The 24,501-nt window shown below is 59.2% G+C and carries 25 protein-coding genes; 13 read left to right on the top strand and 12 right to left on the bottom strand.

Annotated features, from left to right (window positions below):
• The first annotated feature begins 43 nt into the window (after positions 1–43).
• Positions 44–2,365 carry a response regulator gene (locus KGB18_RS09275; protein WP_201121416.1) on the top strand — a complete coding sequence of 774 codons (2,322 nt, stop codon included), beginning with the start codon at positions 44–46 and terminating at the stop codon, positions 2,363–2,365.
• Here KGB18_RS09275 and KGB18_RS09270 read toward each other — a convergent pair.
• The 3 genes from KGB18_RS09270 to msrB form a co-directional block, all read right to left on the bottom strand.
• Positions 2,349–2,810, bottom strand: coding sequence for a MarR family winged helix-turn-helix transcriptional regulator (locus KGB18_RS09270; protein WP_038982224.1), 462 nt, complete (start codon positions 2,808–2,810; stop codon positions 2,349–2,351). The genes KGB18_RS09275 and KGB18_RS09270 overlap by 17 nt on opposite strands.
• Positions 2,807–3,292 (bottom strand): glutathione peroxidase, encoded by a 486-nt coding sequence (locus KGB18_RS09265; protein ID WP_223569692.1) that lies wholly within the window; start codon positions 3,290–3,292, stop codon positions 2,807–2,809. The genes KGB18_RS09270 and KGB18_RS09265 overlap by 4 nt, the downstream gene beginning before the upstream one ends.
• A 221-nt stretch (positions 3,293–3,513) precedes the next feature.
• A complete protein-coding gene (msrB, locus tag KGB18_RS09260; protein WP_123723198.1) occupies positions 3,514–3,909 on the bottom strand; it encodes a peptide-methionine (R)-S-oxide reductase MsrB in 396 nt (131 codons plus the stop codon).
• Positions 3,910–4,134: 225 nt separating this feature from the next.
• On the opposite strand from msrB, the gene KGB18_RS09255 reads away from it, so the two are divergent.
• The gene (locus KGB18_RS09255; protein ID WP_123723251.1) at positions 4,135–5,346 is read left to right on the top strand and encodes a pyridoxal phosphate-dependent aminotransferase; all 1,212 of its coding nucleotides are present in this window, start codon (positions 4,135–4,137) and stop codon (positions 5,344–5,346) included.
• Between the two features lie 317 nt (positions 5,347–5,663).
• Positions 5,664–6,551, top strand: a complete 888-nt coding sequence (htpX, locus tag KGB18_RS09250) for a protease HtpX (protein ID WP_008075669.1) — start codon at positions 5,664–5,666, stop codon at positions 6,549–6,551.
• A 195-nt stretch (positions 6,552–6,746) separates the two neighbouring features.
• On the opposite strand, the gene KGB18_RS09245 is transcribed toward htpX, so the two are convergent.
• Positions 6,747–7,403, bottom strand: a complete 657-nt coding sequence (locus KGB18_RS09245) for a thiopurine S-methyltransferase (RefSeq protein WP_223569691.1) — start codon at positions 7,401–7,403, stop codon at positions 6,747–6,749.
• 102 nt (positions 7,404–7,505) lie between these two features.
• Between KGB18_RS09245 and KGB18_RS09240 the strand changes: the two genes are divergently transcribed.
• A complete protein-coding gene (locus KGB18_RS09240; RefSeq protein WP_123723196.1) occupies positions 7,506–8,273 on the top strand; it encodes a DODA-type extradiol aromatic ring-opening family dioxygenase in 768 nt (255 codons plus the stop codon).
• A 186-nt stretch (positions 8,274–8,459) separates the two neighbouring features.
• On the opposite strand, the gene KGB18_RS09235 is transcribed toward KGB18_RS09240, so the two are convergent.
• Positions 8,460–10,133: a DEAD/DEAH box helicase gene (locus tag KGB18_RS09235; RefSeq protein WP_007899905.1), complete on the bottom strand. Its 1,674-nt coding sequence runs from the start codon at positions 10,131–10,133 to the stop codon at positions 8,460–8,462.
• A gap of 422 nt (positions 10,134–10,555) precedes the next feature.
• Here KGB18_RS09235 and KGB18_RS09230 point away from each other — a divergent pair, with 422 nt between their 5' ends.
• Positions 10,556–11,347 (top strand): crotonase/enoyl-CoA hydratase family protein, encoded by a 792-nt coding sequence (locus KGB18_RS09230; protein ID WP_123723195.1) that lies wholly within the window; start codon positions 10,556–10,558, stop codon positions 11,345–11,347.
• Between the two features lie 117 nt (positions 11,348–11,464).
• On the opposite strand, the gene KGB18_RS09225 is transcribed toward KGB18_RS09230, so the two are convergent.
• The gene (locus KGB18_RS09225) at positions 11,465–12,220 is read right to left on the bottom strand and encodes a spermidine synthase (protein ID WP_038982217.1); all 756 of its coding nucleotides are present in this window, start codon (positions 12,218–12,220) and stop codon (positions 11,465–11,467) included.
• Between the two features lie 151 nt (positions 12,221–12,371).
• Between KGB18_RS09225 and KGB18_RS09220 the strand changes: the two genes are divergently transcribed.
• Positions 12,372–13,718, top strand: a complete 1,347-nt coding sequence (locus KGB18_RS09220; RefSeq protein WP_008009408.1) for a class II 3-deoxy-7-phosphoheptulonate synthase — start codon at positions 12,372–12,374, stop codon at positions 13,716–13,718.
• Positions 13,719–13,849: 131 nt separating this feature from the next.
• Here the strand turns inward: KGB18_RS09220 and KGB18_RS09215 are convergent, their stop codons facing one another.
• Both KGB18_RS09215 and KGB18_RS09210 read right to left on the bottom strand, forming a co-directional pair.
• Positions 13,850–15,079 (bottom strand): winged helix-turn-helix domain-containing protein, encoded by a 1,230-nt coding sequence (locus KGB18_RS09215; protein WP_223569690.1) that lies wholly within the window; start codon positions 15,077–15,079, stop codon positions 13,850–13,852.
• 64 nt (positions 15,080–15,143) lie between these two features.
• Positions 15,144–15,359, bottom strand: a complete 216-nt coding sequence (locus KGB18_RS09210) for a DUF1127 domain-containing protein (protein WP_032835366.1) — start codon at positions 15,357–15,359, stop codon at positions 15,144–15,146.
• Positions 15,360–15,455: 96 nt separating this feature from the next.
• Between KGB18_RS09210 and KGB18_RS09205 the strand changes: the two genes are divergently transcribed.
• Positions 15,456–16,310, top strand: coding sequence for a LysR substrate-binding domain-containing protein (locus tag KGB18_RS09205; protein ID WP_007899911.1), 855 nt, complete (start codon positions 15,456–15,458; stop codon positions 16,308–16,310).
• Here KGB18_RS09205 and KGB18_RS09200 read toward each other — a convergent pair.
• Positions 16,300–17,049 carry a sulfite exporter TauE/SafE family protein gene (locus KGB18_RS09200; RefSeq protein ID WP_123723194.1) on the bottom strand — a complete coding sequence of 250 codons (750 nt, stop codon included), beginning with the start codon at positions 17,047–17,049 and terminating at the stop codon, positions 16,300–16,302. The genes KGB18_RS09205 and KGB18_RS09200 overlap by 11 nt on opposite strands.
• Before the next feature lie 108 nt (positions 17,050–17,157).
• On the opposite strand from KGB18_RS09200, the gene KGB18_RS09195 reads away from it, so the two are divergent.
• From KGB18_RS09195 to KGB18_RS09180, 4 genes are all read left to right on the top strand, one after another.
• Positions 17,158–18,114, top strand: a complete 957-nt coding sequence (locus KGB18_RS09195; RefSeq protein WP_123723193.1) for a LysR family transcriptional regulator — start codon at positions 17,158–17,160, stop codon at positions 18,112–18,114.
• Positions 18,115–18,183: 69 nt separating this feature from the next.
• On the top strand, positions 18,184–18,645 hold the full coding sequence (locus KGB18_RS09190) for a MarR family winged helix-turn-helix transcriptional regulator (RefSeq protein ID WP_223569716.1): 462 nt from the start codon (positions 18,184–18,186) through the stop codon (positions 18,643–18,645).
• A gap of 352 nt (positions 18,646–18,997) precedes the next feature.
• Complete coding sequence (locus KGB18_RS09185; protein ID WP_008009416.1) at positions 18,998–19,417, top strand: organic hydroperoxide resistance protein; 420 nt, start codon at positions 18,998–19,000, stop codon at positions 19,415–19,417.
• A 32-nt stretch (positions 19,418–19,449) separates the two neighbouring features.
• Complete coding sequence (locus tag KGB18_RS09180) at positions 19,450–20,463, top strand: alpha/beta hydrolase (protein ID WP_223569689.1); 1,014 nt, start codon at positions 19,450–19,452, stop codon at positions 20,461–20,463.
• A 188-nt stretch (positions 20,464–20,651) separates the two neighbouring features.
• Here the strand turns inward: KGB18_RS09180 and KGB18_RS09175 are convergent, their stop codons facing one another.
• Positions 20,652–21,221, bottom strand: a complete 570-nt coding sequence (locus KGB18_RS09175; protein ID WP_007943632.1) for an elongation factor P — start codon at positions 21,219–21,221, stop codon at positions 20,652–20,654.
• Positions 21,222–21,269: 48 nt separating this feature from the next.
• On the bottom strand, positions 21,270–22,412 hold the full coding sequence (earP, locus tag KGB18_RS09170; RefSeq protein WP_123723192.1) for an elongation factor P maturation arginine rhamnosyltransferase EarP: 1,143 nt from the start codon (positions 22,410–22,412) through the stop codon (positions 21,270–21,272).
• 124 nt (positions 22,413–22,536) lie between these two features.
• Here earP and KGB18_RS09165 point away from each other — a divergent pair, with 124 nt between their 5' ends.
• A complete protein-coding gene (locus tag KGB18_RS09165; RefSeq protein WP_223569688.1) occupies positions 22,537–22,944 on the top strand; it encodes a hypothetical protein in 408 nt (135 codons plus the stop codon).
• A 14-nt stretch (positions 22,945–22,958) separates the two neighbouring features.
• Positions 22,959–23,441 carry a GreA/GreB family elongation factor gene (locus tag KGB18_RS09160; RefSeq protein ID WP_052964027.1) on the top strand — a complete coding sequence of 161 codons (483 nt, stop codon included), beginning with the start codon at positions 22,959–22,961 and terminating at the stop codon, positions 23,439–23,441.
• Between the two features lie 9 nt (positions 23,442–23,450).
• Here the strand turns inward: KGB18_RS09160 and cysB are convergent, their stop codons facing one another.
• Positions 23,451–24,425: an HTH-type transcriptional regulator CysB gene (cysB, locus tag KGB18_RS09155; RefSeq protein WP_007899921.1), complete on the bottom strand. Its 975-nt coding sequence runs from the start codon at positions 24,423–24,425 to the stop codon at positions 23,451–23,453.
• Between the last annotated feature and the right edge of the window lie 76 nt (positions 24,426–24,501).

Below are 24,501 nucleotides of genomic sequence, written 5' to 3'. Positions count from 1 at the left end.
TATGCTTGAGCAGCGAAGGGAAACGGAAGTGGTTCAACATCCCATGGATATCAAGTTCAGCCAGCGGCTGTCGTACAAACAAGCCAGGGTTACGGTACTGGCCGGTTTCATTCTGGGCACGCTGCTCAGCCTGCTGCAAATAGGCATCGATTATGCCAGCGAAGACGCCTCCATCAACCGCGAAATACTGTCCTTGCTGGAAATCAGCCATAATCCGGCATCCCGCATCGCCTACAACATCGACGCCGAACTCGCTCAGGAACTGGCCCTGGGTCTGTTGCGCTCCCCGGCAATCATCGGCGCGCAATTGACCGACAACAACAGTACCGTGCTGGCCAGCGTCAAACGTCCGGGTCTGGAAAACAATGACCGGATGATCAGCGACTTCCTGTTCGGCGCCAACCGGCAGTTCGAAGACCGCCTTTATCTCGACCACTTGCCGGACGAATCCCTCGGGACCTTGCGCCTGGAAGTCGATACCTACACCTTCGGCAGTCGTTTCCTGCGCCGGGCCGAAGTGACCCTGCTCAACGGCTTCGCGCGCAGCCTGATTCTCACGGGCATTCTGCTGGCGCTGTTTTACGTGATGCTGACCAAACCGCTGGTGCGGGTTATCCGCGAACTCAGTGGCCGTGATCCGCGCAGCGCGGAACCGACGTTGCTGGAGTGTCCGACGGGGCATGAAAACGATGAAATCGGGGTCTTGGTCAAGGTCGCCAATCAGCAGTTCGAAAATATCGCTACCGAAATCCAGCAACGGCGCAACGCCGAAAACCGTCTGACCGACTACCTCTCGCAACTGGAAAACATCGTCTCGGCCCGCACCGCGGAACTGAAGGCGATCAATACCCGCCTCAGCCAATCCAACGAGGAACTGGAAGTCGCCCGCAGCACTGCCCTGGACATGGCCGAAGCGCGCTCGGTGTTCCTGGCCAACATGAGCCATGAAATCCGCACGCCCCTCAACGGTCTGCTGGGGATGATAGCGCTCTCGCTGGACGGTCCGCTCAATGCCGAGCAGCAGCAACAGCTGTCCATCGCCCATGACTCGGGCAAAGTACTGGTGGAGCTGCTCAACGATATTCTCGACCTGTCGAAGTTCGATGCCGGCCAGCTCGAACTCGAACACATTCCATTCGACCTTGGCTCGCTGATCGAAGACACCGCCAACCTGCTGTCCCAGAACGCGGCGCCGAGTGTGGAGCTGGCATGCCTGATCGACCCGCAATTCCCCGCACTGGTGCTCGGTGATCCGACCCGGGTCCGGCAGATCGTCAGCAACTTGTTGTCCAACGCCCTCAAATTCACCCGTTTCGGGCGGGTCGATGTGCGTCTTTCTATGTTCGAAGACGGCGTACGGATCGAAGTCTGCGACACTGGCATCGGCATCGCCCAGGATGCGCAGGTCAAAATCTTCCAGCCGTTCACCCAGGCCGGTGCCGGCATTACCCGGCAATTCGGCGGGACCGGGTTGGGCCTGGCGCTGACTTATAGCCTCTGCGAAGCCATGCAAGGGCGTCTTACGATCAGTTCGGAAGCGGGCTTCGGCAGCCAGTTCTGCGCCGATCTGCCCCTGCCCTGCCATACCCGGGCCATTTCTCCGGCAGCCCTGCGGGGCAATATCGTCGCGATCACCGCCGCCAGCAGCGGTCTGGCGGAACTGTTGAGCAGTCTGCTGCCCGGCTGGGGGCTCGACTATCAGCAGCGCTCCATCGATGACCGGTTAATCGGCCTGGAGCCGGATGTACTGATCACCGACTGCCCCGAATGCCTGTTTGGCCTGCGCCCAACCTTCACCGCGCCGATCCTGCTGGTGACCGCTTACGGCAGTTTTCTGCCCGGCGAGCAAGCCAGCGCCTTGGCGCCTTTGCAGCAGCAGGCGCGGCCTTTGGCGCGCAACGCGCTTTATCAGGCATTGCGGCGGATCTTGCAGCCGGAACTCACCACAATCAACGGTGCCCGGATCGAAGCCATCTCACCCCAGCGACGCGGACGCATCCTGTTGGTGGAAGACAACCCGGTCAATCAGTTGGTGGCCAAGGGAATGCTCGGAAAACTCGGTTGCGAGGTGAGCATCGCGGCCCACGGCGGCGAAGCGCTGGATCAGCTTGAGCAGAGCGAATTCGATCTGGTGCTGATGGACTGCAACATGCCGGTGATGGACGGCTATGAAGCCAGCCGGCAGATCCGTCGCAGCGGGCGTTGGCCACAGCTGCCCATCGTAGCCCTGACCGCCAACGCCATGTCCGAAGAACGCGAACGCTGCCGTGCGGCGGGCATGAGTGACTATCTGGCCAAACCCTTCCGCCGGGAAGAACTGGCCGCCCTGCTCGACTTATGGATACCCACTACGACAGTGCTTTGATTTGCCCCAGCAGGTGATCGAGGCCATCGCGCAGATCATTCAGGCGATCAAGATCGACGCCACTATCGCACAACAGTCGGGCCTTGAGCGGCCCGACCTGATCGCGCAAGGCCTTGCCGGCGGGCGACAGGCTCAAGTGCACCTCACGCTCATCGCGCGCCGAACGCTGACGCTGCACCAGCTGCAGTTGCTCAAGCCGCTTGAGCAGCGGCGTCAGGGTCCCGGAATCCAGCGCCAGGCGCTCACCCAAGGCCTTGACCGTCGGCTGCTCCGGCGCCGCCTCCTGCCATTCCCACAGCACCAGCATCGCCAGGTATTGCGGGTAGGTCAGGCCCAACTGATCGAGCATCGGCTTGTAGGCACGGATCACCGCCCGAGAAGCGGCGTACAGCTTGAAACAAAGCTGACTGTCGAGCTTTAGCGAATCAACTGACAACGTGTTCATTTGAGCAGGGCTTCGATCTCGCGGCTCAGGTCCTGCGGTTTGGTCGCCGGAGCAAAGCGCTTGACCAACTGGCCGTCCTTGCCTATCAGGAACTTGGTGAAGTTCCACTTGATGCCTTGGGAACCCAGCACGCCCGGTGCGCGCTTTTTCAGCTGAACGAACAGTGGATGGGCGTCGGAACCATTCACTTCGATCTTCTTGAATAGCGGGAAACTCACTCCGTAATTCAACTCGCAGAACTCGGAAATCGCCCCCTCGTTGCCCGGCTCTTGCTTGCCGAACTGATTGCAGGGAAAGCCGAGCACCACCAGGCCTTGATCCTTGTAGGTCTGCCACAACTCTTCGAGGCCTTTGTACTGCGGGGTGAACCCGCATTTGCTGGCGGTGTTGACCACCAGCACCGCTTTGCCGGCGAAATCGGCCAGGGTCTTTTGCTCGCCCTTGATGGTGATGCACGGGATGCTCAGCAGGTTGTCGCTCATGGCACGAACTCCGAATGGAAGAACAAAGACCAAACATAGCGAGCAATTGAATTGTGTGCAATTTAATAAATCAATAGATGCCCGCACGCATTCCTCATCGTAGGAGGTGCCGAAGGCTGCGATCTTTTGATCTTCAGCGGTCTAAAAGATCAAAAGATCGCAGCCTTCGGCAGCTCCTACATTAAGCAAGGTACATCCGCGACACTGCGCAACGATGCATATTATTCGCGGGGAACGAGGTCCAGGCACACCGAGTTGATGCAATAACGCAAACCGGTTGGCGGTGGACCGTCCGGGAACACATGCCCCAGGTGCGCATCGCATTTGGCGCAGACCACTTCGGTGCGGATCATGCCGTGGCTGACATCGCGGATCTCGACCATCGCGCTGTCGCCGATCGGCGCGTAGAAGCTCGGCCAGCCGCAGCCGGAATCGAATTTGGTCTTTGAGTCGAACAGCGGCGCGTTGCAGCAAATGCAGTGGTAAACACCGTCGACCTTGCTGTCATTGTACTTACCGGAGAATGGCCGCTCGGTGCCCTTGAGGCGGCAAACGTTATACTGCTCCGGATCGAGCATGGCCCGCCATTCTTCCAGGGTTTTTTCCAACTTTTCCATGATCACACCTCAGCAGCTGAAAAAGCCCGATCTGTACCTTTTCCACGGATCGAGCGGCACGTATGATTGCGCCTCGTCAAACGCCAGTCTGGCAGCCAGACCACGCGCATTCAAACGGATTATGAGTGCCGCCACTCAAGGCGTCAGGCCTGTGTGAATACGCAGGATTACCAGTACGGTCGTTCATACGCCGCCTGGATCGTTCATTTTCGGGAACACATCGCCATGCAGGTCAGCAAATCGAACAAGCTCGCCAACGTCTGCTACGACATTCGCGGCCCAGTGCTCAAGCACGCCAAACGCCTGGAAGAGGAAGGCCATCGCATCCTCAAGCTGAACATCGGCAACCCGGCGCCCTTTGGTTTCGAAGCACCGGATGAAATCCTTCAGGACGTGATCCGCAACCTGCCGACCGCCCAAGGCTATAGCGACTCCAAGGGTCTGTTCAGCGCCCGCAAGGCCGTGATGCAGTACTACCAGCAAAAGCAGGTGGAAGGCGTCGGCATCGAAGACATCTATCTGGGCAACGGCGTTTCCGAGCTGATCGTGATGTCGATGCAGGCCCTGCTCAACAACGGCGACGAAGTGCTGGTGCCAGCTCCCGACTACCCGCTGTGGACGGCTGCAGTAAGCCTGGCGGGCGGCAACCCGGTGCATTACCTGTGCGACGAGCAGGCCAACTGGTGGCCGGACCTGGCCGACATCAAGGCCAAGATCACCCCGAACACCAAGGCGCTGGTGATCATCAACCCGAATAACCCGACCGGCTCGGTGTATTCGAAGGAAGTGCTGCTGGGCATGCTGGAACTGGCCCGTCAGCACAATCTGGTGGTGTTCTCCGACGAGATCTACGACAAGATCCTGTACGACGACGCCGTGCACATCTGCACCGCCTCACTGGCGCCAGACTTGCTGTGCCTGACCTTCAACGGCCTGTCCAAATCCTATCGCGTGGCTGGCTTCCGTTCCGGCTGGATCGCCATTTCCGGTCCGAAACACCACGCACAGAGCTACATCGAAGGCATCGACATACTGGCCAACATGCGCCTGTGTGCCAACGTGCCGAGCCAGCACGCTATCCAGACCGCGCTGGGCGGCTATCAGAGCATCAACGATCTGGTGCTGCCGCAAGGGCGTCTGCTGGAACAGCGCAATCGTACCTGGGAACTGCTGAACGACATTCCGGGCGTGAGCTGCGTCAAGCCGATGGGCGCGCTGTATGCATTCCCGCGGATCGATCCGAAAGTCTGCCCGATCCACAACGATGAGAAATTCGTGCTCGACCTGCTGCTCTCGGAGAAGCTGCTGGTGGTACAGGGCACGGCCTTCAACTGGCCATGGCCGGACCACTTCCGTGTGGTCACCCTGCCACGGCTCGACGACCTGGATCAGGCGATTGGCCGGATCGGCAACTTCCTCAAATCCTACCGCCAGTAAGTGGCCTGTCACCGTGCGACACTGGTTAAAGTCGCACGGTGATTAATTCAGCAACATATCTTTGCACCCTACCCTGCATCGTTGTTTCAAGCGCTGACTGATGACACGTTTCATGCCCGCGCCTAACAACGGCGGGGGCCTGCGAGGCTAATTGGCTGACAACCGTTTCCCATGCCGACGTCGGAAATGCCCTTCAAGCCGCTAGACTGTTGCTGTAGGACACAGTTTGAAATAGTCACTCGGTTGAATAGCCCGGTGCAGCACCTTATATACCCCGCAGTACGCTACATCTTTAGCACGAGGAGATTTCTACAACCATGATGCGCATTTTGCTGTTTTTGGCCACTAACCTGGCGGTCGTGCTGATTGCCAGCATCACCCTGAGCCTTTTCGGCTTCAACGGGTTCATGGCGGCCAACGGGGTTGATCTCAACCTCAATCAGCTGCTGATTTTCTGTGCGGTCTTTGGTTTCGCCGGTTCCCTGTTCTCGCTGTTCATCTCCAAGTGGATGGCGAAAATGAGCACCAGCACCCAGATCATCAGCCAGCCGCGCACCCGGCACGAGCAATGGCTGCTGCAAACTGTCGAGCAATTGTCCCGCGAAGCCGGGATCAAGATGCCCGAAGTGGGGATTTTCCCGGCCTATGAAGCTAACGCCTTCGCCACCGGCTGGAACAAGAACGACGCACTGGTCGCGGTCAGCCAGGGCTTGCTCGAGCGTTTCTCGCCGGATGAAGTGAAAGCCGTTCTGGCCCACGAAATCGGCCACGTGGCCAATGGAGACATGGTCACCCTGGCGTTGATCCAGGGCGTGGTGAACACCTTCGTGATGTTCTTCGCCCGGATCATCGGTAACTTTGTCGACAAGGTGATCTTCAAGAACGAAGAAGGCCAAGGCATCGCCTACTACGTGGCGACCATCTTCGCCGAACTGGTTCTGGGCATTCTGGCCAGCGCCATCGTCATGTGGTTCTCGCGCAAGCGCGAATTCCGCGCCGATGATGCCGGTGCACGCCTGGCCGGTACCAGCGCAATGATCGGTGCCCTGCAGCGTCTTCGTGCAGAACAAGGGCTGCCGGTGCACATGCCGGACACCCTGAATGCCTTCGGCATCAACGGTGGCCTCAAACAAGGGTTCGCCCGCATGTTCATGAGCCACCCGCCGCTGGAAGAGCGCATCGACGCATTGCGTCGTCGGGGCTGACAGGCTCTGCACTAAAAGAAAAGGCCCGCAGTGATGCGGGCCTTTTTTTGTCTGTTTGATTAGTGCGGTGCTCTTCGGAGCCTCTTCGCGGGCAAGCCTCGCTCACAGGTCTTGTGTCGTTCACATAATCGGCGAATTACACAAAACCTGTGGGAGCGGGCTTGCCCGCGAAGAGGCCAGCAAACTCAACACATATTAATGGCTGGAAACCCGATAAACCCGCTCTTCAAGCCGCGTCACACCGGCCTCAAGAAACTTCCAGCTCTCACCCAGAACGTCCTGGTCTTCCAGAATCTTCAGCGCCCACACATCGCCGAACAACCGTTGCACTTCATCATCAAGCACAGCAAACGGCGGCCCGGCCATTTGCGCCTGGTCGTAATCCAGCGTAATCAAAAGCCCTAAAGAATCCTTCGGCAGAATCCGAATCAGATGAGCCGCGTATTGCTCACGCATCGCCGGCGGCAGGGCAATCAACGCCGCGCGGTCGTACAGCCCGCTGCAGTCGGCGACATCGCCTGCCGTCAACTCGAAGAAATCACCGCACCACAACTCGATCGACCCCGCCCGATAGACCTTGAACGGCCCCTGCTCACTGACGTCCGGGTCAAATTGACGCTCACTGAAGAAATCCTCCACGGCCTTTTCCGACAGCTCAATCCCCAAGACCTCATGTCCTTGATGCGCCAGCCACAACAGATCCAGACTTTTCCCACACAGAGGCACCAGCACGCGAGCGCCCTCTTCCAGGCTCAGCGCTGGCCAGAACCGTTGCAGATAAGGATTCACTTCCGGCAGATGAAAGCCGATCTGATTCGACGCCCATCGCTTGTGCCAAAACTCCGGCTGCATAATTAACCCCGAAAATTCGATCAAAAGACCCTAAAACTTATATTAGATTTAGATCAATGATCTGACTGAAGATGGTGCCATCTTACTCTCAGGAGCTCATTCATGTTCCCCAGCCTGTATATCTCTCATGGCTCCCCGATGCTAGCCCTGGAACCCGGCGCCAGCGGGCCGGCTCTCACGCGCCTGGCCGCGGCATTGCCGAAACCCAAGGCCATCGTGATGGTTTCCGCGCACTGGGAAAGCAGCGAACTGCTGGTCAGCGGCAACCCTCAGCCTGAAACCTGGCACGACTTCGGCGGCTTTCCCCAGGCCTTGTTCGAGGTGCAATACCCGGCTCCCGGCAATCCGCAACTGGCGGCGGAGGTGGTCGAGCTGCTGAAGGCCGATGGTCTACCGGCGCGCGTCGACAGCCAGCGACCGTTCGACCACGGTGTTTGGGTGCCCTTGTCGTTGATGTATCCGCAAGCTGATATCCCGGTGGTGCAGGTCTCGCTGCCCACCCGTGGCGGCCCTGCTCTGCAAACCCGCGTCGGCCATGCCTTGGCCAGTCTGCGCGAGCACGGCGTGCTGTTGATCGGCTCCGGCAGCATCACCCACAACCTGCGCGAACTGGACTGGCACGCCGGCCCGGAAAGCGTCGAACCCTGGGCCAAGGCGTTCCGCGACTGGATGATCGAGAAACTCGAAGCGAACGACGAAGCCGCGTTGCACGACTATCGTCAGCAAGCTCCGAATGCTGTGCGGAACCATCCGAGTGACGAGCATCTGCTGCCGCTGTACTTTGCCCGCGCGGCCGGGGGTGAGTTCAGCATTGCGCATCAGGGTTTCACCATGGGTGCGCTGGGCATGGATATTTACCGCTTTGGCTGACAGGTAGACCGAGTCGTCCTCATCGCGAGCAGGCTCGCTCCCACAGGGAAACGCATTCCAATGTGGGAGCGAGCCTGCTCGCGATGGGGGCGACTCCGCTCAAAAGCCGGGCAGAAACAGCAGGCAAAAAAAATCCCCGAACCAGTCGGGGATTTTTTATGTGCGATCAATCAGCTCGAGAGCGGATTAATCTTCGCGGTAGCGACGCAGCTTCAACTGCTTACCGGCAACGCGAGTGTCCTTCAGCTTGGTCAGGAGTTTCTCCAGACCATCTTCCGGCAGCTCGACGAGGCTGAAGCTGTCACGTACCTGGATGCGGCCGATGGCTTCACGCGCCAAACCGCCTTCATTCAGGATGGCGCCCAGCAGGTTCTTGGCAGCGATACCATCACGCGCACCCAGCGCGGTACGGCAACGAGCACGACCTTCAGCCAATGGAACCGGAGCACGACGCTCACGATCACCACGGTCCGGACGATCACCGGAACGCTCTGGACGATCGCCACGCGGTGCGTTGTTCGGCACCAGTGGACGTTCTTTCTCGATTGCGGCCAGGGTCAGCGCCTGAGCGTTGGTTGCCTTGCGCAGCAGAGCAGCGGCCAGTGCACGCGGGGTGCAACCGATGTCGGCGGTCAGGCGATCCAGCAGATCACCGTGAGTCGATTCGGCATCAGCGACCAGCGGCGACAGGCTGTTGGTCAATTTCTTGATGCGGGCATCAAGAACGGCCTGGGCGTCCGGCAGACGAACTTCGGCAACCTTCTGACCGGTTACACGCTCGATCACTTGCAACATGCGGCGCTCACGCGGAGTCACCAGCAGCAGTGCACGACCTTCGCGACCGGCACGGCCGGTACGGCCGATACGGTGAACGTAGGACTCAGGATCGTACGGCATGTCAACGTTGAACACGTGAGTGATGCGCGGAACGTCCAGACCACGAGCGGCAACGTCGGTCGCCACAACGATGTCCAGACGGCCATCCTTGAGGGATTCGATCACGCGCTCACGCTGGTTCTGAGCAATGTCACCGTTCAGCGCAGCGGCTTTGTAGCCTTTGGCTTCCAAGGCACTGGCCAGGTCCAGGGTCGCTTGCTTGGTGCGCACGAACATGATCAGGGCGTCGAAATCTTCCACTTCCAGCAGGCTCAATACAGCCGAGGTCTTCTGGTCAGCGTGAACCAACAGGTGAGCCTGTTCGATCGCGGTAACGGTCTGAGTCTTGGTCTGGATCTTCACGTGTTGCGGATCGCGCAGATGGCGTTCGGCAATGGCACGGATCGACTGCGGCAGGGTGGCCGAGAACAATACGGTCTGACGGGTAGCAGGCAGGGCCTTGAAGATAACTTCGAGGTCGTCCATGAAACCCAGTTTGAGCATTTCATCAGCTTCGTCGAGAACCAGGTGGTTCACGGTAGCCAGAACTTTTTCGTCACGACGCAGGTGGTCGCACAGACGGCCCGGCGTGGCGACAACGATCTGTGCGCCATTACGGATTGCTTTCAGTTGTGGGCCCATAGGCGCGCCGCCGTAAACGGCCACAACGGTAACGCCCGGCATTTGCTTGGCGTAGGTTTCGAAAGCGGTTGCTACTTGCAGCGCCAACTCACGGGTTGGCGCCAGGATCAGGGCTTGCGGCTCGCGCTTGGCAGGATCGATGCGGTGCAGGATCGGCAGGGCGAACGCGGCGGTTTTACCCGTACCGGTTTGCGCCTGACCAATCATGTCGTGACCGGCCATGATGATCGGGATCGATTGCTGCTGAATAGCCGAAGGTTCTTCGTAGCCGGTCGCAATGACAGCTGCAAGAATATTCGGATTAAGATTAAAAGCGGCGAAGCCGCCGGTTTCCTGGGTCATGGGTCTGCCTCTAAGTGCATCCGCAAAGACCCATGCTCCAAAGCTGCGCATGCCGTGTAAGACTCAAGAGTCGCCCTGGCTGCTTTGTCGGCGGGGATTTGCGAAAACGAATGAATGAAAAAGATTCGTCAAGGAAGAGTCCGCTGTGCGGACGTGCAGCCGAAGCTGGCTTCGGGGAATTGCGCTACCTAAACGCGGCCCGGTTAAAGGCCGGCGCGCACTATACCGGAATTCGCCCGAAAAGGGAGCTTTTTTTATCGGAAAAAACCGGCGCATACCGTTGTGTCACGGGCTTTGCGGATAATTGTGCGACGGTCTATTTTGCAAAGGCCCGGCCCTGCTGACGATGGCGCTAAAACGGTTCACTCTTGTGACGCAGACCTTCAGTCTGACACCCCCTTCCCCACCCGAGGAAATGTCCCATGAATCAGCCCAGCCCCAGTCGTGTAACCCGTGAACGACACGGTCACGTCCTGATGATCGGCCTGGATCGGGTGGCCAAACGCAATGCCTTCGACCTCGACCTGATCAACGAACTCAGTCTGGCCTATGGCGAGTTCGAGGCCGACAGCGAGGCGCGGGTCGCGGTGGTGTTCGGTCATGGTGAGCATTTCACTGCCGGGCTCGATCTGGTCAGCGCCGGCGCGGCCCTGGCCGAAGGCTGGCAGGCACCGCCCGGTGGCTGCGACCCGTGGGGCGTGCTCGCAGGCCCTCGGGTCAACAAACCGGTGATTGTCGCGGCTCAAGGCTACTGCCTGACCGTTGGCATCGAGTTGATGCTGGCTGCCGACATCAACCTGTGCGCCAGCAATACCCGTTTTGCCCAGAAGGAGGTGCAACGCGGGATCTTCCCGTTCGGCGGCGCCACCTTGCGCCTGCATCAGGTCGCTGGCTGGGGCAATGCCATGCGCTGGCTACTCACCGGCGATGAATTCGACGCCCATGACGCCTTGCATCTGGGGTTGGTGCAGGAAGTCATGGCCAGCGAGGACTTGTTGCCACGGGCAATTGAACTGGCTGAGCGGATTGCCCGGCAGGCACCGTTGGGGGTTCAGGCAACGTTGATGTCTGCCCGGCAGGCGCGTTATGAGGGTGAAATGGCGGCAGCTCAGGCCTTGCCGGCGCTGGTGAAGACATTGCTGAATAGCGAGGACGCCAAGGAGGGTGTGCAGTCGATGATCGAGAAGCGGCCGGGCATCTTCAAAGGGCTTTGAGGGATGTATTGACTATGAGGGCCTCATCGCGGGCAAGCCCGCTCCCACAAGTCCGTGAACGACGCAAATCACTGTGGGAGCGGGCTTGCCCGCGATGAGGCCCTCACAGACGCCGACTTATGTCGCCGGCCGAATCGCCTTGATCAACGACTGCAACGAATACCCCAATCGCGGTGCCAGGCCTTCCGCGCGAGCGATCAGCCCATCCAAATCCAGTTCCTGATCCAGCTCAGACGGCACGATCAGAATCACATTGCCCTCCTTCACTGGCAGTTCCCAGTAATGCCGGTGATAGAGACCGCGCAACAACGCCGCCCCCAACGGTCGACCATCGTCGGTGGCCCACTGGTTGATCACCAGCCAGCCACCCGGATTCAACCGCTTCTGACAGTTTTCCAGAAAACCCCAGGCCAGATGCCCGACACCCGGCCCGACATCGGTGTAGAGGTCGACGAAAATCAGATCGGCCGGTTCAGCCGTTTCAAGTAGCTCCAAGGCATCGCCGACGCGAATGTACAGCCGCGGATCATCATCCAGCCCGAGGTATTCGATGGCCAGGCGCGGTACATCCGGACGCAGCTCGATGGCTTCGACGTCTTCCAGCGGCAGGAACTTGAGGCAAGCCTGGGTCAGAGTGCCGGCGCCGAGGCCGAGAAACAGCGCGCTTTCCGGCTGTTCGTGGCACAGCGCGCCAATCAGCATCGCCCGGGTGTAATCGTACTCGAGCCAGCTCGGGTCGGCGGTGAACACGCAGCTCTGTTCGATGGCATCACCGAACTCCAGAAAACGGTAATCAGCCACTTCCAGCACGCGAATCACGCCGAACTCGTCCTGTACCTCGGCGAGCAGATGCTCGACGCGCTCCTCAGTCATTTCGTCTCCTGATCGTCACCGTGACCCGGCAACGCAATAAGACCGCGTGGGTGGCGCGGCAAAGGCGCGATTGTCCGCGAAGCGACGGGAACAGGTCACGCACTAATTGCTGATACCATAACCGTCCGAGCGTAAAACACTAGAGACTGCAATGAGCCAACCCTGGAGCCCTGACAGCTGGCGCGCCCTGCCGATCCAGCAACAACCTCAATACCCCGACGCGGCGCATTTGCTGCACGTTGAGCAAACCCTGGCGAGCTATCCGCCGCTGGTGTTTGCCGGTGAAGCCCGGGAGTTGCGTCGTCAGTTTGCCGAAGTGACCCAGGGCCGGGCGTTTCTGTTGCAGGGCGGCGACTGCGCCGAAAGCTTCGCCGAATTCTCCGCCGCGAAAATTCGTGACACCTTTAAAGTGTTGCTGCAAATGGCGATCGTCATGACCTTCGCCGCCGGTTGCCCGGTGGTCAAAGTCGGACGCATGGCCGGCCAGTTTGCCAAACCCCGTTCGGCCAACGATGAAACCATCAACGGCGTGACGCTGCCGGCCTACCGTGGCGACATCGTCAACGGCATCGGTTTCGACGAAAAAAGCCGTGTGCCGGACCCGGAACGTCTGCTGCAGTCTTATCACCAGTCCACCGCGACCCTGAACCTGCTGCGCGCCTTTGCCCAGGGTGGCTTTGCCGACCTGCATCAGGTGCACAAGTGGAACCTGGACTTCATCGCCAACTCGGCGCTGGCCGAGAAGTACAGCCACTTGGCCGATCGTATCGATGAAACCCTGGCCTTCATGCGCGCTTGCGGCATGGACAGCTCGCCGCAACTGCGCGAAACCAGTTTCTTCACCGCCCATGAAGCGTTGCTGCTGAACTACGAAGAAGCCTTCGTGCGTCGCGACAGCCTGACCAACGACTACTACGACTGCTCGGCCCACATGCTGTGGATCGGCGACCGTACCCGTCAGCTCGACGGCGCGCATGTCGAATTCCTGCGTGGGGTGCACAACCCGATCGGCGTGAAGGTCGGCCCGAGCATGAACCCTGAAGACCTGATTCGCCTGATCGATGTGCTCAACCCGGACAACGACCCGGGTCGCCTGAACCTGATTGCGCGGATGGGCGCGAACAAGGTCGGCGATCACCTGCCGCAGCTGATCCGCGCGGTGCAGCGTGAAGGCAAGCAGGTGCTTTGGAGCTCCGACCCGATGCACGGCAACACCATCAAGGCCAGCAGCGGCTACAAGACCCGCGACTTCGCACAGATTCTTGGCGAGGTGAAGCAGTTCTTCCAGGTTCACGAGGCAGAAGGCAGTTATGCCGGCGGCATCCACATCGAAATGACCGGGCAAAATGTCACCGAATGCATCGGCGGTGCGCGGCCGATTACCGAGGATGGCTTGTCGGACCGTTACCACACCCACTGCGACCCACGGATGAATGCCGATCAGTCGCTGGAATTGGCATTTTTGATTGCTGAAACCCTGAAGCAGGTTCGGCGGTGAGTCAGTAGGTTTTTTATTACCTGACAGGCCGCCATCGCGGGCAAGCCCGCTCCCACAATGACCGCGCCGTTCACAAATTATGTGTCTGGCACAAACCCTGTGGGAGCGGGCTTGCCCGCGATGGCGTCAGCTCAATCACCACCAATCTGTGCCAATGCCACCCGCAATCTTGCCGCACTCGCCCGCGGGCAATTCAACTGAATCTGCCCCAGCCCCAACCAATCCGCCATCTGCCGCAGATTGACCGCCAACGCCAACATCCCCGCCTCATCCAGCCCCGGCTCTTCCTCATGCACGGCATGCACCGCCAACCGCCCCAACGCTCGCTCGGCACGCAAGTCGACCCGCGCGGCAATCCGCTCATGGTGCAAAAACGGCAATACGTAATACCCATAGACGCGCTTGTGCTGCGGCGTATAAATCTCCAGCCGATAACGGAAATCGAACAATCGCTCGGTACGGCTGCGCTCCCAGATCAGCGAATCGAATGGTGAAAGCAGTGCACTGGCCTCGACCTTGCGCGGTACTTTCGGCTCTGCCAGGCAATAGGCCGGTTGCCGCCAGCCTTCAACCTCACACACCAGCAGATCACCCGCCTCGACCAGCTCCGCCAGACGCGGCCGGCTATCGGCAGGGCTCAAGCGAAAATAATCCCGCAGGTCCTTTTCCGTACCGACAGCCAAAGCCGTGGCGGCGTGCAGTAATAGGCCGCGCTGAGCCTCGGCCTCGCTAAGCAAAGGCTGTTGAAGTATCACCGAAGGAATTACCCGCTCCGGCAAATCATAAAGCCGTTCGAACCCGCGCCGACCGGCCACGGTCACTTCACCGGCAGCGAACAACCATTCCAGCGCATGCTTTTCCGCGCTCCAGTCCCACCACGGCCCTGCCCGCTCCTGCCGGGTCGACAAGCTGCCCGCCCCCAGCGCACCGAGTTCCTGAACCGACGCCAAAACGCGGCGAATCGTGTCTTGCTGCTCACGACCGAAACGCGCCAGTTGTTGATAGATGTCTTCGCCGCGGGTCGCACGCTGCATGCGCCAGCGCATCAAGGGGTACATCGACAAGGGCAACAACGACGCTTCATGGCCCCAGTACTCGAACAACGTGCGTCGACGGCCCTGACTCCAGGCAGCCTGATCGAGCAAGTCGGATGAATAATTGCCAAGACGGGAAAACAAGGGAAGGTAGTGCGAACGCACCAACGCATTGACCGAATCGATCTGCAGAATGCCCAGACGTTCGATCAGCCGATTGAGCTGAATCGGTTTGATCGCCGCTGGCGGCTGGCGCCCGTTGAACCCTTGGGCAGCCAGCGCCAGACGCCGAGCCTGTTTGAGGGAAAAAGACAGTGTGGCGGGCATGAGCATCTCCTTGTCTGCTCGCAACCTACCTCACCCGCAAGTGGTTTGTGTAGCGATGGCATCATCATTTATGCATCGGATCATCCCAGAACGGTCTTACCGTCTCATGCTCCACATCCGCACGGCTCACGCCGATATCCTTCAATGCTTCATCGCTCAAGCTCGCCAACATTTCACGTTCACGGTGAAGTTCGTACCAGCGACTAAACTTGTGCAGCAGATCGGATACCGCGTGGATTGAGAATTTTTGTTCCGTTACATGCTCGTTATGACCTTTCATCGTATTACCCTCCTTTTGGGATGGCTCAAGTCTCGCGCCAGCGATAAGATCAATCCAACGAATGTTTCTGATGGCATACATCTCGGAGATTGATGAATGTCCGCTTACCCCAGTATCGACACCGATGTACTGCGCACCTTCGTCGCGATCGCCGATCAGGGCGGTTTTACCCGCGCCGGTGAAATGGTCAACCGCACTCAGTCGGCGGTGAGCATGCAGATGAAACGCCTGGAAGAAGACGTGTTGCAGCGCCAGCTGTTCGAACGCGACGGGCGCCAGGTCAAGCTGACCGCCGAAGGCCAGGTATTGCTGGGCTATGCGCGGCGCATCCTCAAACTCCACAGCGAAGTGTTCAATACCCTGCGTGAGCCGCATATGGTCGGCACCGTGCGCATCGGCACGCCCGATGATTACGTCATGCGCTTTCTGCCAGGCATCCTGTCGCGCTTTGCACAGTTCTACCCGCTGATCCAGATCGAGGTTCATTGCGAATCGACCCGGCAACTGTTGCAGCGCCAGGACCTGGACCTGTCCATCGTTACCCGCGAGCCAGGTAACGAGATTGGCCAACTGCTGCGCAAGGAGCGTTTTGTCTGGGCCGAAGCTCAATGCTTCAGCGCCCATGAACAAACGCCGCTGCCGTTGGCGATGTTCAACAGTGATTGTTTCTGCCGCCTCTGGGCGTGCAATGCCCTGGATGCCATGGGCCGCGACTACCGGATTGCCTACAACAGCTCCAGCCTGTCGGCGTTGATGGCCGTGGTCAGCGCGGGCCTGGCGATCACCGCGCAGCTGGAAAGCCTGATCACACCGGACATGCGCATCCTTGGCGCCAACGAAGACCTGCCACTGTTGCCGGAAGCCAGCATCATGCTGATCCGCAACCTGAACAACCCTTCGCCGATCACCGAATGCCTGGCCGAGCACATCGTCGAAGGCTTCAAACTTTAAACGCGAGCATCACCGCACAGACCACCAGAAAACCACAGAACAGCCCGCGCAGGAGCCGTTCCGGCAATGCGTGGGCAATTCTCACGCCCCAACTGATGCTCATCAATCCACCGACCGCCAACGGCACACCGATCGCCCAATGCACCTGATCGTGCAACGCATAAGTCGCCAGGGTAACGCCCGTACTCGGCAACGCCAGCGCCAGCGCCAACCCTTGAGCAACCACTTGAGTGGTACCAAACAGGCTGGTCAACACCGGCGTTGCCACCACTGCTCCGCCCACTCCAAACAGTCCGCCCATGGTCCCGGAAGCCGCGCCGAGCACCCCCAGCCACGGCCAGGAATAGCGCATCTGCGAAGAGGCCGGTGCGTTGGTGGTGAACATTCGCATCAGGTTGTAGGCCGACAGCGCGATCAGAAAAGCGACGAAGCCCAAGCGCATGGTTTGCGCATCGATACCCACCGCCCAGATCGAACCGATCCAGGCAAAACAGAACCCCATCGAGGCCAGTGGCAGCGCATGCCGCAATTCGATGCGATTGCGCTGGTGATAGCGCCACAGCGCCAGCATCACGTTCGGCACCACCATCACCAGCGCCGTGCCTTGGGCGATCTGCTGATCAAGACCGAACCACACGCCCAGCAGCGGGATCGCGACCAACCCGCCCCCAATGCCGAACAGGCCGCCGAGGGTTCCCAGGGCCGCGCCAAAAACCAGATACAACATGAACTCAATCACAGGCGATTTCCTTTTGTGAGGTTGTTCATCCTACGCAGTCGGCTCTGGCGGGGAAACGCACAGCAACGCACAATGGCTGTGCCAATTTCGCACAAGCGCCGACGAACAATGAACCCCAATCAATTGACCGAACAACTTGGCCTGTTTCTCGATGTGCTGGAAAGCGGCAGTTTTTCCGCCGCGTCACGACGCCATCCATTGACGCCTTCGGCAGTGGCGCGACGCATTGATAGCCTGGAAAGCGCCGTTGGCAGCCAGTTGTTCATTCGCAGCACCCATGCCGTGCGCGCCACCCCGGCCGGGCTGGCTTTTGCCGAGCGTGCGCGACGGATCGTCGCTGAACTGCGCCTGGCCCGGGCGGAAGCGGTGTCTCTTAGCAGTGCGCCGGAAGGACTGATTCGGGTGGATGCGCCGGCAGCCTTCGGACGCCGACACCTGGCGCCGGTGATTGCCGATTTCCTGACGCTTTACCCCGGCCTCGACGTGCAATTGCACCTGATCGACAGCTTTGTCGACATGCAGGGCTCGAACCTGGGCAAAGTCGATCTGGTGTTGCGTGCCGGGCAGATGGCCGACACCCGGCTGGTGGCCACGCCGCTGGCGAGCATGGTGCGCATCGCCTGCGCCAGCCCCGATTACCTGCAACGCCGTGGCGTGCCGACCGACCCTGCGCAGCTGGTTGACCATGATGGCCTCGACTGGGAGGGCCTGGCTCCGCCGTTCGCCTGGCGCTTCGAGCGTGATGGGCAGATGCACTTGCACCGGCCAGCGCGAATCCGCATGAGCGCCAACAATGCCGAGGCGCTGGTCTGCGGCGCACTGGCCGGGTTGGGCATCGCCCACTTGCCGACCTGGCTGGCCAGCGAATATTTATTACGCGGCGAACTGCTGCCGCTGTTTTGCGAAAACGGTCTGCCAAAACCGGAAAGCACCGGTATTTATGCGTTGCGCCTGGAACAGCAACCCAGTTCGCGCAGCCGCTTGTTGCTGGAATACCTGAAGACCCGTTTCAGCCCCATCCCGCCGTGGGATCTGGCGCTGCAAACCAACCTGGACCGCCACTAGTCCAGAATTATCTGGCGCATTAAAGATTCGTTCGCTAGATTCATGACGATCACTGATCAAGGCTTTGAAATGAACACCGAGCGCAACACTCCGGATAACTGCGACGACCTGCTGCTGGACAATCAGGTCTGCTTCGCCCTGCATTCCACCTCGCTGCTGATGACCAAGGTCTACAAGCCGCTGCTGCTAGCGCTGGGCCTGACCTATCCGCAGTACCTGGCGATGATGGTGTTGTGGGAAAAGGATGGGCTGACGGTCGGCGAAATCAGCACCCGACTGCTGACCGATCCCGGTTCCCTCACCCCGCTGCTCAAACGCCTGGAAGCCGAAGGCCTGCTGAGCCGCACCCGCAGCCGTGAAGACGAACGGGTGGTGATTGTCGAACTCACCGAGCAAGGCCGTGCACTGCGAGACAAGGCACGGGGCATTCCCCAGTGCGTCCTCGGCGCCAGCGGACAAACGCTGGAACAGCTGAAGAAGCTGCAAGCGGATCTTCAAGCACTGCGTAGTAATCTGCAAGACAGCCTCTGACCTCAAACACCCCAGATCCCCTGTGGGAGCGAGCCTGCTCGCGATAGCGGAGTGACATTCAGCATTGATGTTGATTGGCACACCGCTATCGCGAGCAGGCTCGCTCCCACATTTGTTTGTAGCGCTCTCAAAAATCCGCTTCGCCAACCCTGTCCTCGAAAAAAAATCCCCGCGAAAATCCCGCCTCGACAGCTCTAACTCAATACTTTTAATCGCGCGCGTCTATTTCGGGTCAAATTTTCTTCAAAATTTATATTGCGCGCTAAATATTTGCGAGCTACATTCATCTCGCACTTACTTAGCGCGCAAACATTTAGCGCAAAAACACCCAAACCCGAATGAGGCTCACACCATGCAAACTCTCTACACCGCAATCGCAACCTCCACCGGCGGCCGTGACGGTCGTGCGATTTCCAGCGATAACGTCCTCGACGTCAAACTCGCCACGCCTAAAGAACTCGGTGGTGCTGGCGGTGCCGCAACCAACCCTGAACAACTGTTCGCAGCCGGCTACTCCGCCTGCTTCATCGGCGCGCTGAAATTCGTCGCCAGCCAGACCAAACGCAAAATCCCGGACGACGCGTCGATTACCGCCCATGTCGGCATCGGCCAGATCCCTGGCGGTTTCGGTCTGGACATCGACCTGCACATCAGCCTGCCGGGTCTTGAGCAAGCCGATGCGCAAAGCCTGGTCGAAGCTGCCCACCAAGTCTGCCCGTACTCCAACGCCACCCGTGGCAATGTCGATGTGCGCCTGCACGTTACCGTCTAACCGCTGACTCCAAGGTCGAACAGGAAATGAACATGAACACCTTCAGCAAAGTCTTGACCGGTACTCTTCTCGCCCTGTCCATCAACAGTGCATTCGCAGGCAATGGGGTTGAACACACCACCCAGGCGTTCCTCGATGTACTGAATGCCGGCACTGGCAAACCGCTGGAACAGCTCCCCCCTGCCGAAGCCCGTGCGGTGTTGGTGGGTGCGCAGGCCGGGGTGAAACTGACGCTGCCCAAAGCCGATGTCAGCGAGAAGACCATCCAGGTCGACGGCCAACCGATCAGCCTGACCATCGTTCGGCCGGCCGGAGTCAAAGGCGAGCTGCCGGTGTTCATGTTCTTTCACGGCGGTGGTTGGGTGCTGGGGGACTTCCCGACCCACGAACGACTGGTTCGCGACTTGGTAACGGGTTCGGGCGCGGCGGCGGTATTCGTGAATTACACCCCGTCGCCAGAAGCGCATTACCCGGTGGCGATCAACCAGGCCTACGCCGCGACGAAGTGGGTGGCCGAGCACGGTAAAGAGATCAACGTCGACGGCAAACGTCTGGCCGTGGCGGGTAACAGCGTCGGTGGCAACATGGCGGCTGTGGTTGCGCTGATGGCCAAAGACAAAGGCACGCCGGCGATCAAATTCCAGGTGTTGTTGTGGCCGGTGACTGACGCCAGCTTCGAGACGGCGTCTTACAACCAGTTCGCCGAGGGGCACTTCCTCACCAAAAACATGATGAAGTGGTTCTGGGACAACTACACCACCGACGCCAAACAACGGAACGAGATCTACGCCTCACCGCTGCGAGCGACCACCGCGCAACTCAAAGGCTTGCCACCCGCGCTGGTGCAGACGGCCAGCGCCGATGTCCTGCGCGATGAAGGTGAAGCCTACGCCCGCAAACTCGACGAGGCGGGTGTACCGGTCACGGCGGTGCGCTACAACGGCATGATCCACGACTACGGTTTGCTCAACGTAGTGAGCCAGGTGCCCGCGGTGCGCTCGGCCATGCTGCAAGCGTCCGAAGAACTCAAGCAACACCTGAAATAACGCTCCTACAGGATTGGGGGTAACGCAGCAAAAGATCGCAGCCTCGTTTCACTCGACAGCTCCTACATGGTTTCGTATTCCCCTGTAGGAACTGTCGAGTGAAACGAGGCTGCGATTCTTTGATCTTGATCTTCGGCCACAAAAAAGCCCGACTCAATGGTCGGGCTTTTTCATTCCTGAAGCTGTGCTTATTTAGCACGGCCTTTGTAGGAACCGCCTTCGCGGGTATCGATCTCGATCATGTCGCCGATTTCGATGAAGTCAGCAACCGACAGTTCGGTACCGTTCTTCAGTTTGGCAGGCTTCATCACCTTGCCGGAAGTGTCACCGCGAGCGGAACCTTCGGTGTAGTCAACCTGACGCACGATGGTGGTCGGCAGTTCTACGGAAACCAGACGCTCTTCGAAGAAGATCGCTTCGCAAACATCGGTCATGCCTTCTTCAACGAAAGGCAGAACGGCTTCGATGTCTTCAGCGTTCAGCTCGTACATGGTGTAGTCGGTGGTGTCCATGAACGTGTAGGTGTCGCCGCTGATGAAGGACAGGGTCGCTTCTTTGCGGTCGAGGATTACGTCGTCCAGCTTGTCGTCGGCGCTGTAAACGATCTCGGTCTTGTAACCGGTCAGCAGGTTTTTCAGCTTGGTCTTCATGATCGCGCTGTTACGACCCGACTTGGTGAATTCAGCTTTCTGAACCAGCCAAGGATCGTTTTCGAGACGGATCACGGTACCGGGTTTCAGTTCTTTACCAGTTTTCATTGCGAATATCCGAATTTGGATGGGATTTACAAAAATCTAGGCCGCGTATCATATCCAATTTAGGTAAAACTGTACCAGCGCTGCGGCAAGATCTGCCTGCAAGGCTTGTTCCAGACACCATGTCTCGGCATGTTTTTCCAGTTCAGGCCAATGTTTGCGGGTTGATTTCCAGTGATCAGTCATTGTCTCACCTGCATTCCATGCCCGCCATAGACCGCTGATCGCCTCGCGGGCAGGCTCGGACAGGCCTTGGGTGTACAGGGTCAGGAAAGCATCGAGCTTGTCCAGATGGATATCTTCGTCCTGCCTATAGATGTGCCAGAGCAGCGGACGACCTGCCCATTGAGCGCGGACAAAGGAGTCTTCACCGCGCACGGCGTTGAAATCGCAGCTCCACAGCAGCAGGTCATATTGATCCTGTCGGACGAATGGCAGCACTTGCACGGTCAAGGCGTCGCGCACATGCACCGCCCCGGCCTTCAGCCCATCCACCCCGAGCCAGCGTTCGACGTCGCCAAGAATCCGGCCTTCGGGTACCAGCAGATGAGTCGGCGTCGAGTCGGCCGTCATCGTGTCCAGCCAACTGGCCAGCCCGGTATTTTCGTAGGCAAACAGCGAGATCAGTTGTGCATTCGGCGCGCGATCAATTCCCAGGCCTTGCAGGAATTCTCGCTGAGCTTGCGGGCTTTGCTGAAACTGCCGACGCTGCTCCAGCAATCCGCTTTCACGTAGCAAGCCACCGGTGCCCTTGCGAAAGCCCGGGAAGAAAAAGAACTTCTGCACGTTCTTGTACTTCACCGATGGCAAGCCGTGGCAGCCGACGACCCAGTCTTCGGCACTCAGATAATCGAGGTTCATCCACAGCGGCGGTTTTTCCCGTTCGGCCATGGCCTCCATGTAGGCACTCGGCAACTGGCAGGCGAACGCAGCGATGACGACATCAGCGGCTTCAGTGGGTTGCCAGTCGGCCGACCACTGTCGCACCTCGACGCCCTGCTGCCATTGCTGCGCAGCGTTGATATCGATTTGCGGACACAAACGCTCAAAGGCCCGCAGGTCATCGACCCACAAGCGCACCGTCGCGCCATGTTCGGCCACCAGTTGTCGGGCCAGACGCCAGGTCACACCGATGTCGCCGAAGTTGTCGACCACGGTGCAAAAAATATCCCAGCGGGTTTTCATTTCAGGCATTCCAGGCTCCCGTTGGCAAAGGCGCCGATTGTCCGCATAAATTACCCCGCGCAGAAGAGCCGACGGCGATTAATCTTCATGCGACAATCGCCACTTGCCCGCGACTACCCGCCAGGAGGCAGTAATGCCCTACCGTCCCAACCCGCGCCGTCCCTTGCCGATCCAGTTTAATGCGCTGCAACTGACCGGCAGCATTGCCCTCGGTTTGTGGCTGGGATTCATCGCGATCGCACTGACCTGCTGGCTCGCCTGGCGCCTGTTGTTCAACGAACAATTAGCGCCCTTGGCCCTGGCGGTGGAACAACTGGCCAAGCCACCGGTGATTGAGCAACCTGCCCAACCTGCCCCGCAGAGCCCGATGTTCGAGCAGTACGAGGACCATCTGCGCAGGAATGAACAGCAGCAAATGGTGGACCAGGCCAGAAGCAGCAAACACAATCTGTCCAATCCAAAATGCCAGTTCTGGCTGCAGCAGAATCAAACTGCGCCGAGCGAAAAAAGCCGCGCCAACGTCCTGCAATTCTGCGATTGATCATGAAGCTCTCTATGCACAAGCCGACCGTCCACCAACTGATTATCGACAAGCTGCGGATCGATCTCGACATCGCCGAGCGGGCCGCGCAAACCGCTTACGAAACCGCGACCCACGAAGAAAACATAGCCGAAAACAAGTACGACACGTTGGGGCTGGAGGCGTCTTACCTGGCGGCCGGACAGGCCAAACGAGTGGAAGAAATCAGGCAGTCATTGACCCTTTGCCAGAACCTGACATTACGGCCTTATGACGATCAGCGCGGTATCGAGGTCGGCGCCCTGCTCGGTCTGGAAGACGAAAAGGGACGCGAGCAATGGCTGTTCCTGGCCCCTGACGCGGCCGGGCTGAAGATTGATCTGGTGGGGCAACTGATTACCGTCATCACCCCTCGCTCGCCGCTGGGCAAAAGCCTGCTGGGCAAGTTCGAAGGGGATGAAGTGGAGATTCTGGTGGCGGGCGCTCGGCAACAGTTTTCTGTCACCGAGGTGATCTAGAAAAAACGATTAATGCACCGGCAGTTCGACGCCGTCGAACAGCTCTTCCAGTTCCTGTTTGTTGTGGCACTGAATGGCCTTGGCCATCACTTCGCGGGTCAGGTGCGGAGCGAATTTCTCGATGAAGTCGCACATGAAACCACGCAGGAACGTGCCGCGACGGAAACCGATTTTGGTAATACTGGATTCGAACAACTCGCTGGCATCGAGCACCACCAGGTCGCTGTCGAGCTTGGTGTCGACCGCCATTTTCGCCACGATGCCCACGCCCAGGCCCAGACGAACGTAAGTCTTGATCACGTCGGCGTCGGCCGCGGTGAACACCACTTTCGGTGTCAGGCCGCGATGGCTGAAGGCTTCGTCGAGTTTCGAACGGCCGGTGAAACCGAACACGTAGGTCACGATCGGGTATTCGGCCAAGGCTTCGAGAGTCAGCTTCGACAGCTTGGTCAGCGGGTGGCCCTGAGGCACGACCACGCAGCGGTTCCAGCGGTAGCACGGCATCATCACCAGGTCGCCGAACAACTCCAGCGCTTCGGTGGCGATGGCGAAATCGACGGTGCCGTCAGCGGCCATCTCGGCGATCTGCATCGGCGAACCCTGATGCATGTGCAGGGCAACGTCCGGGTATTGCTTGATGAAATTGCTGATCACCGGTGGCAACGCATAACGCGCCTGGGTGTGCGTGGTGGCGATCGACAGGGTGCCTTTTTTCTCGTTGGAGAATTCCTGGGCGATCTGCTTGATGCTTTCAACTTTTCGCAGGATCTCACCAGCGGTGGTGATGATGCGCTCGCCGGCCGGGGTAACCCGGGTCAAGTGCTTGCCGCTGCGGGCGAAAACCTCGACCCCCAATTCGTCTTCCAACAGACGGATCTGTTTGCTGATGCCCGGTTGCGAGGTGTAGAGGCTTTGGGCTGTAGCTGAAACGTTGAGGTCGTGGTGCGCCACTTCCCAGATGTAGCGCAATTGTTGAAGCTTCATATGAATCCCTCAAAGCAGGTAGACGCCACGGGCATCAGCGACGGTATATAACTATATTAATGGTTTGATTAATAAA

This window comes from Pseudomonas sp. BF-R-26 (genome assembly GCF_019947395.1).
Lineage (GTDB): Bacteria > Pseudomonadota > Gammaproteobacteria > Pseudomonadales > Pseudomonadaceae > Aquipseudomonas > Aquipseudomonas farris.
This window is presented reverse-complemented; position numbering and strand designations above follow the sequence as displayed.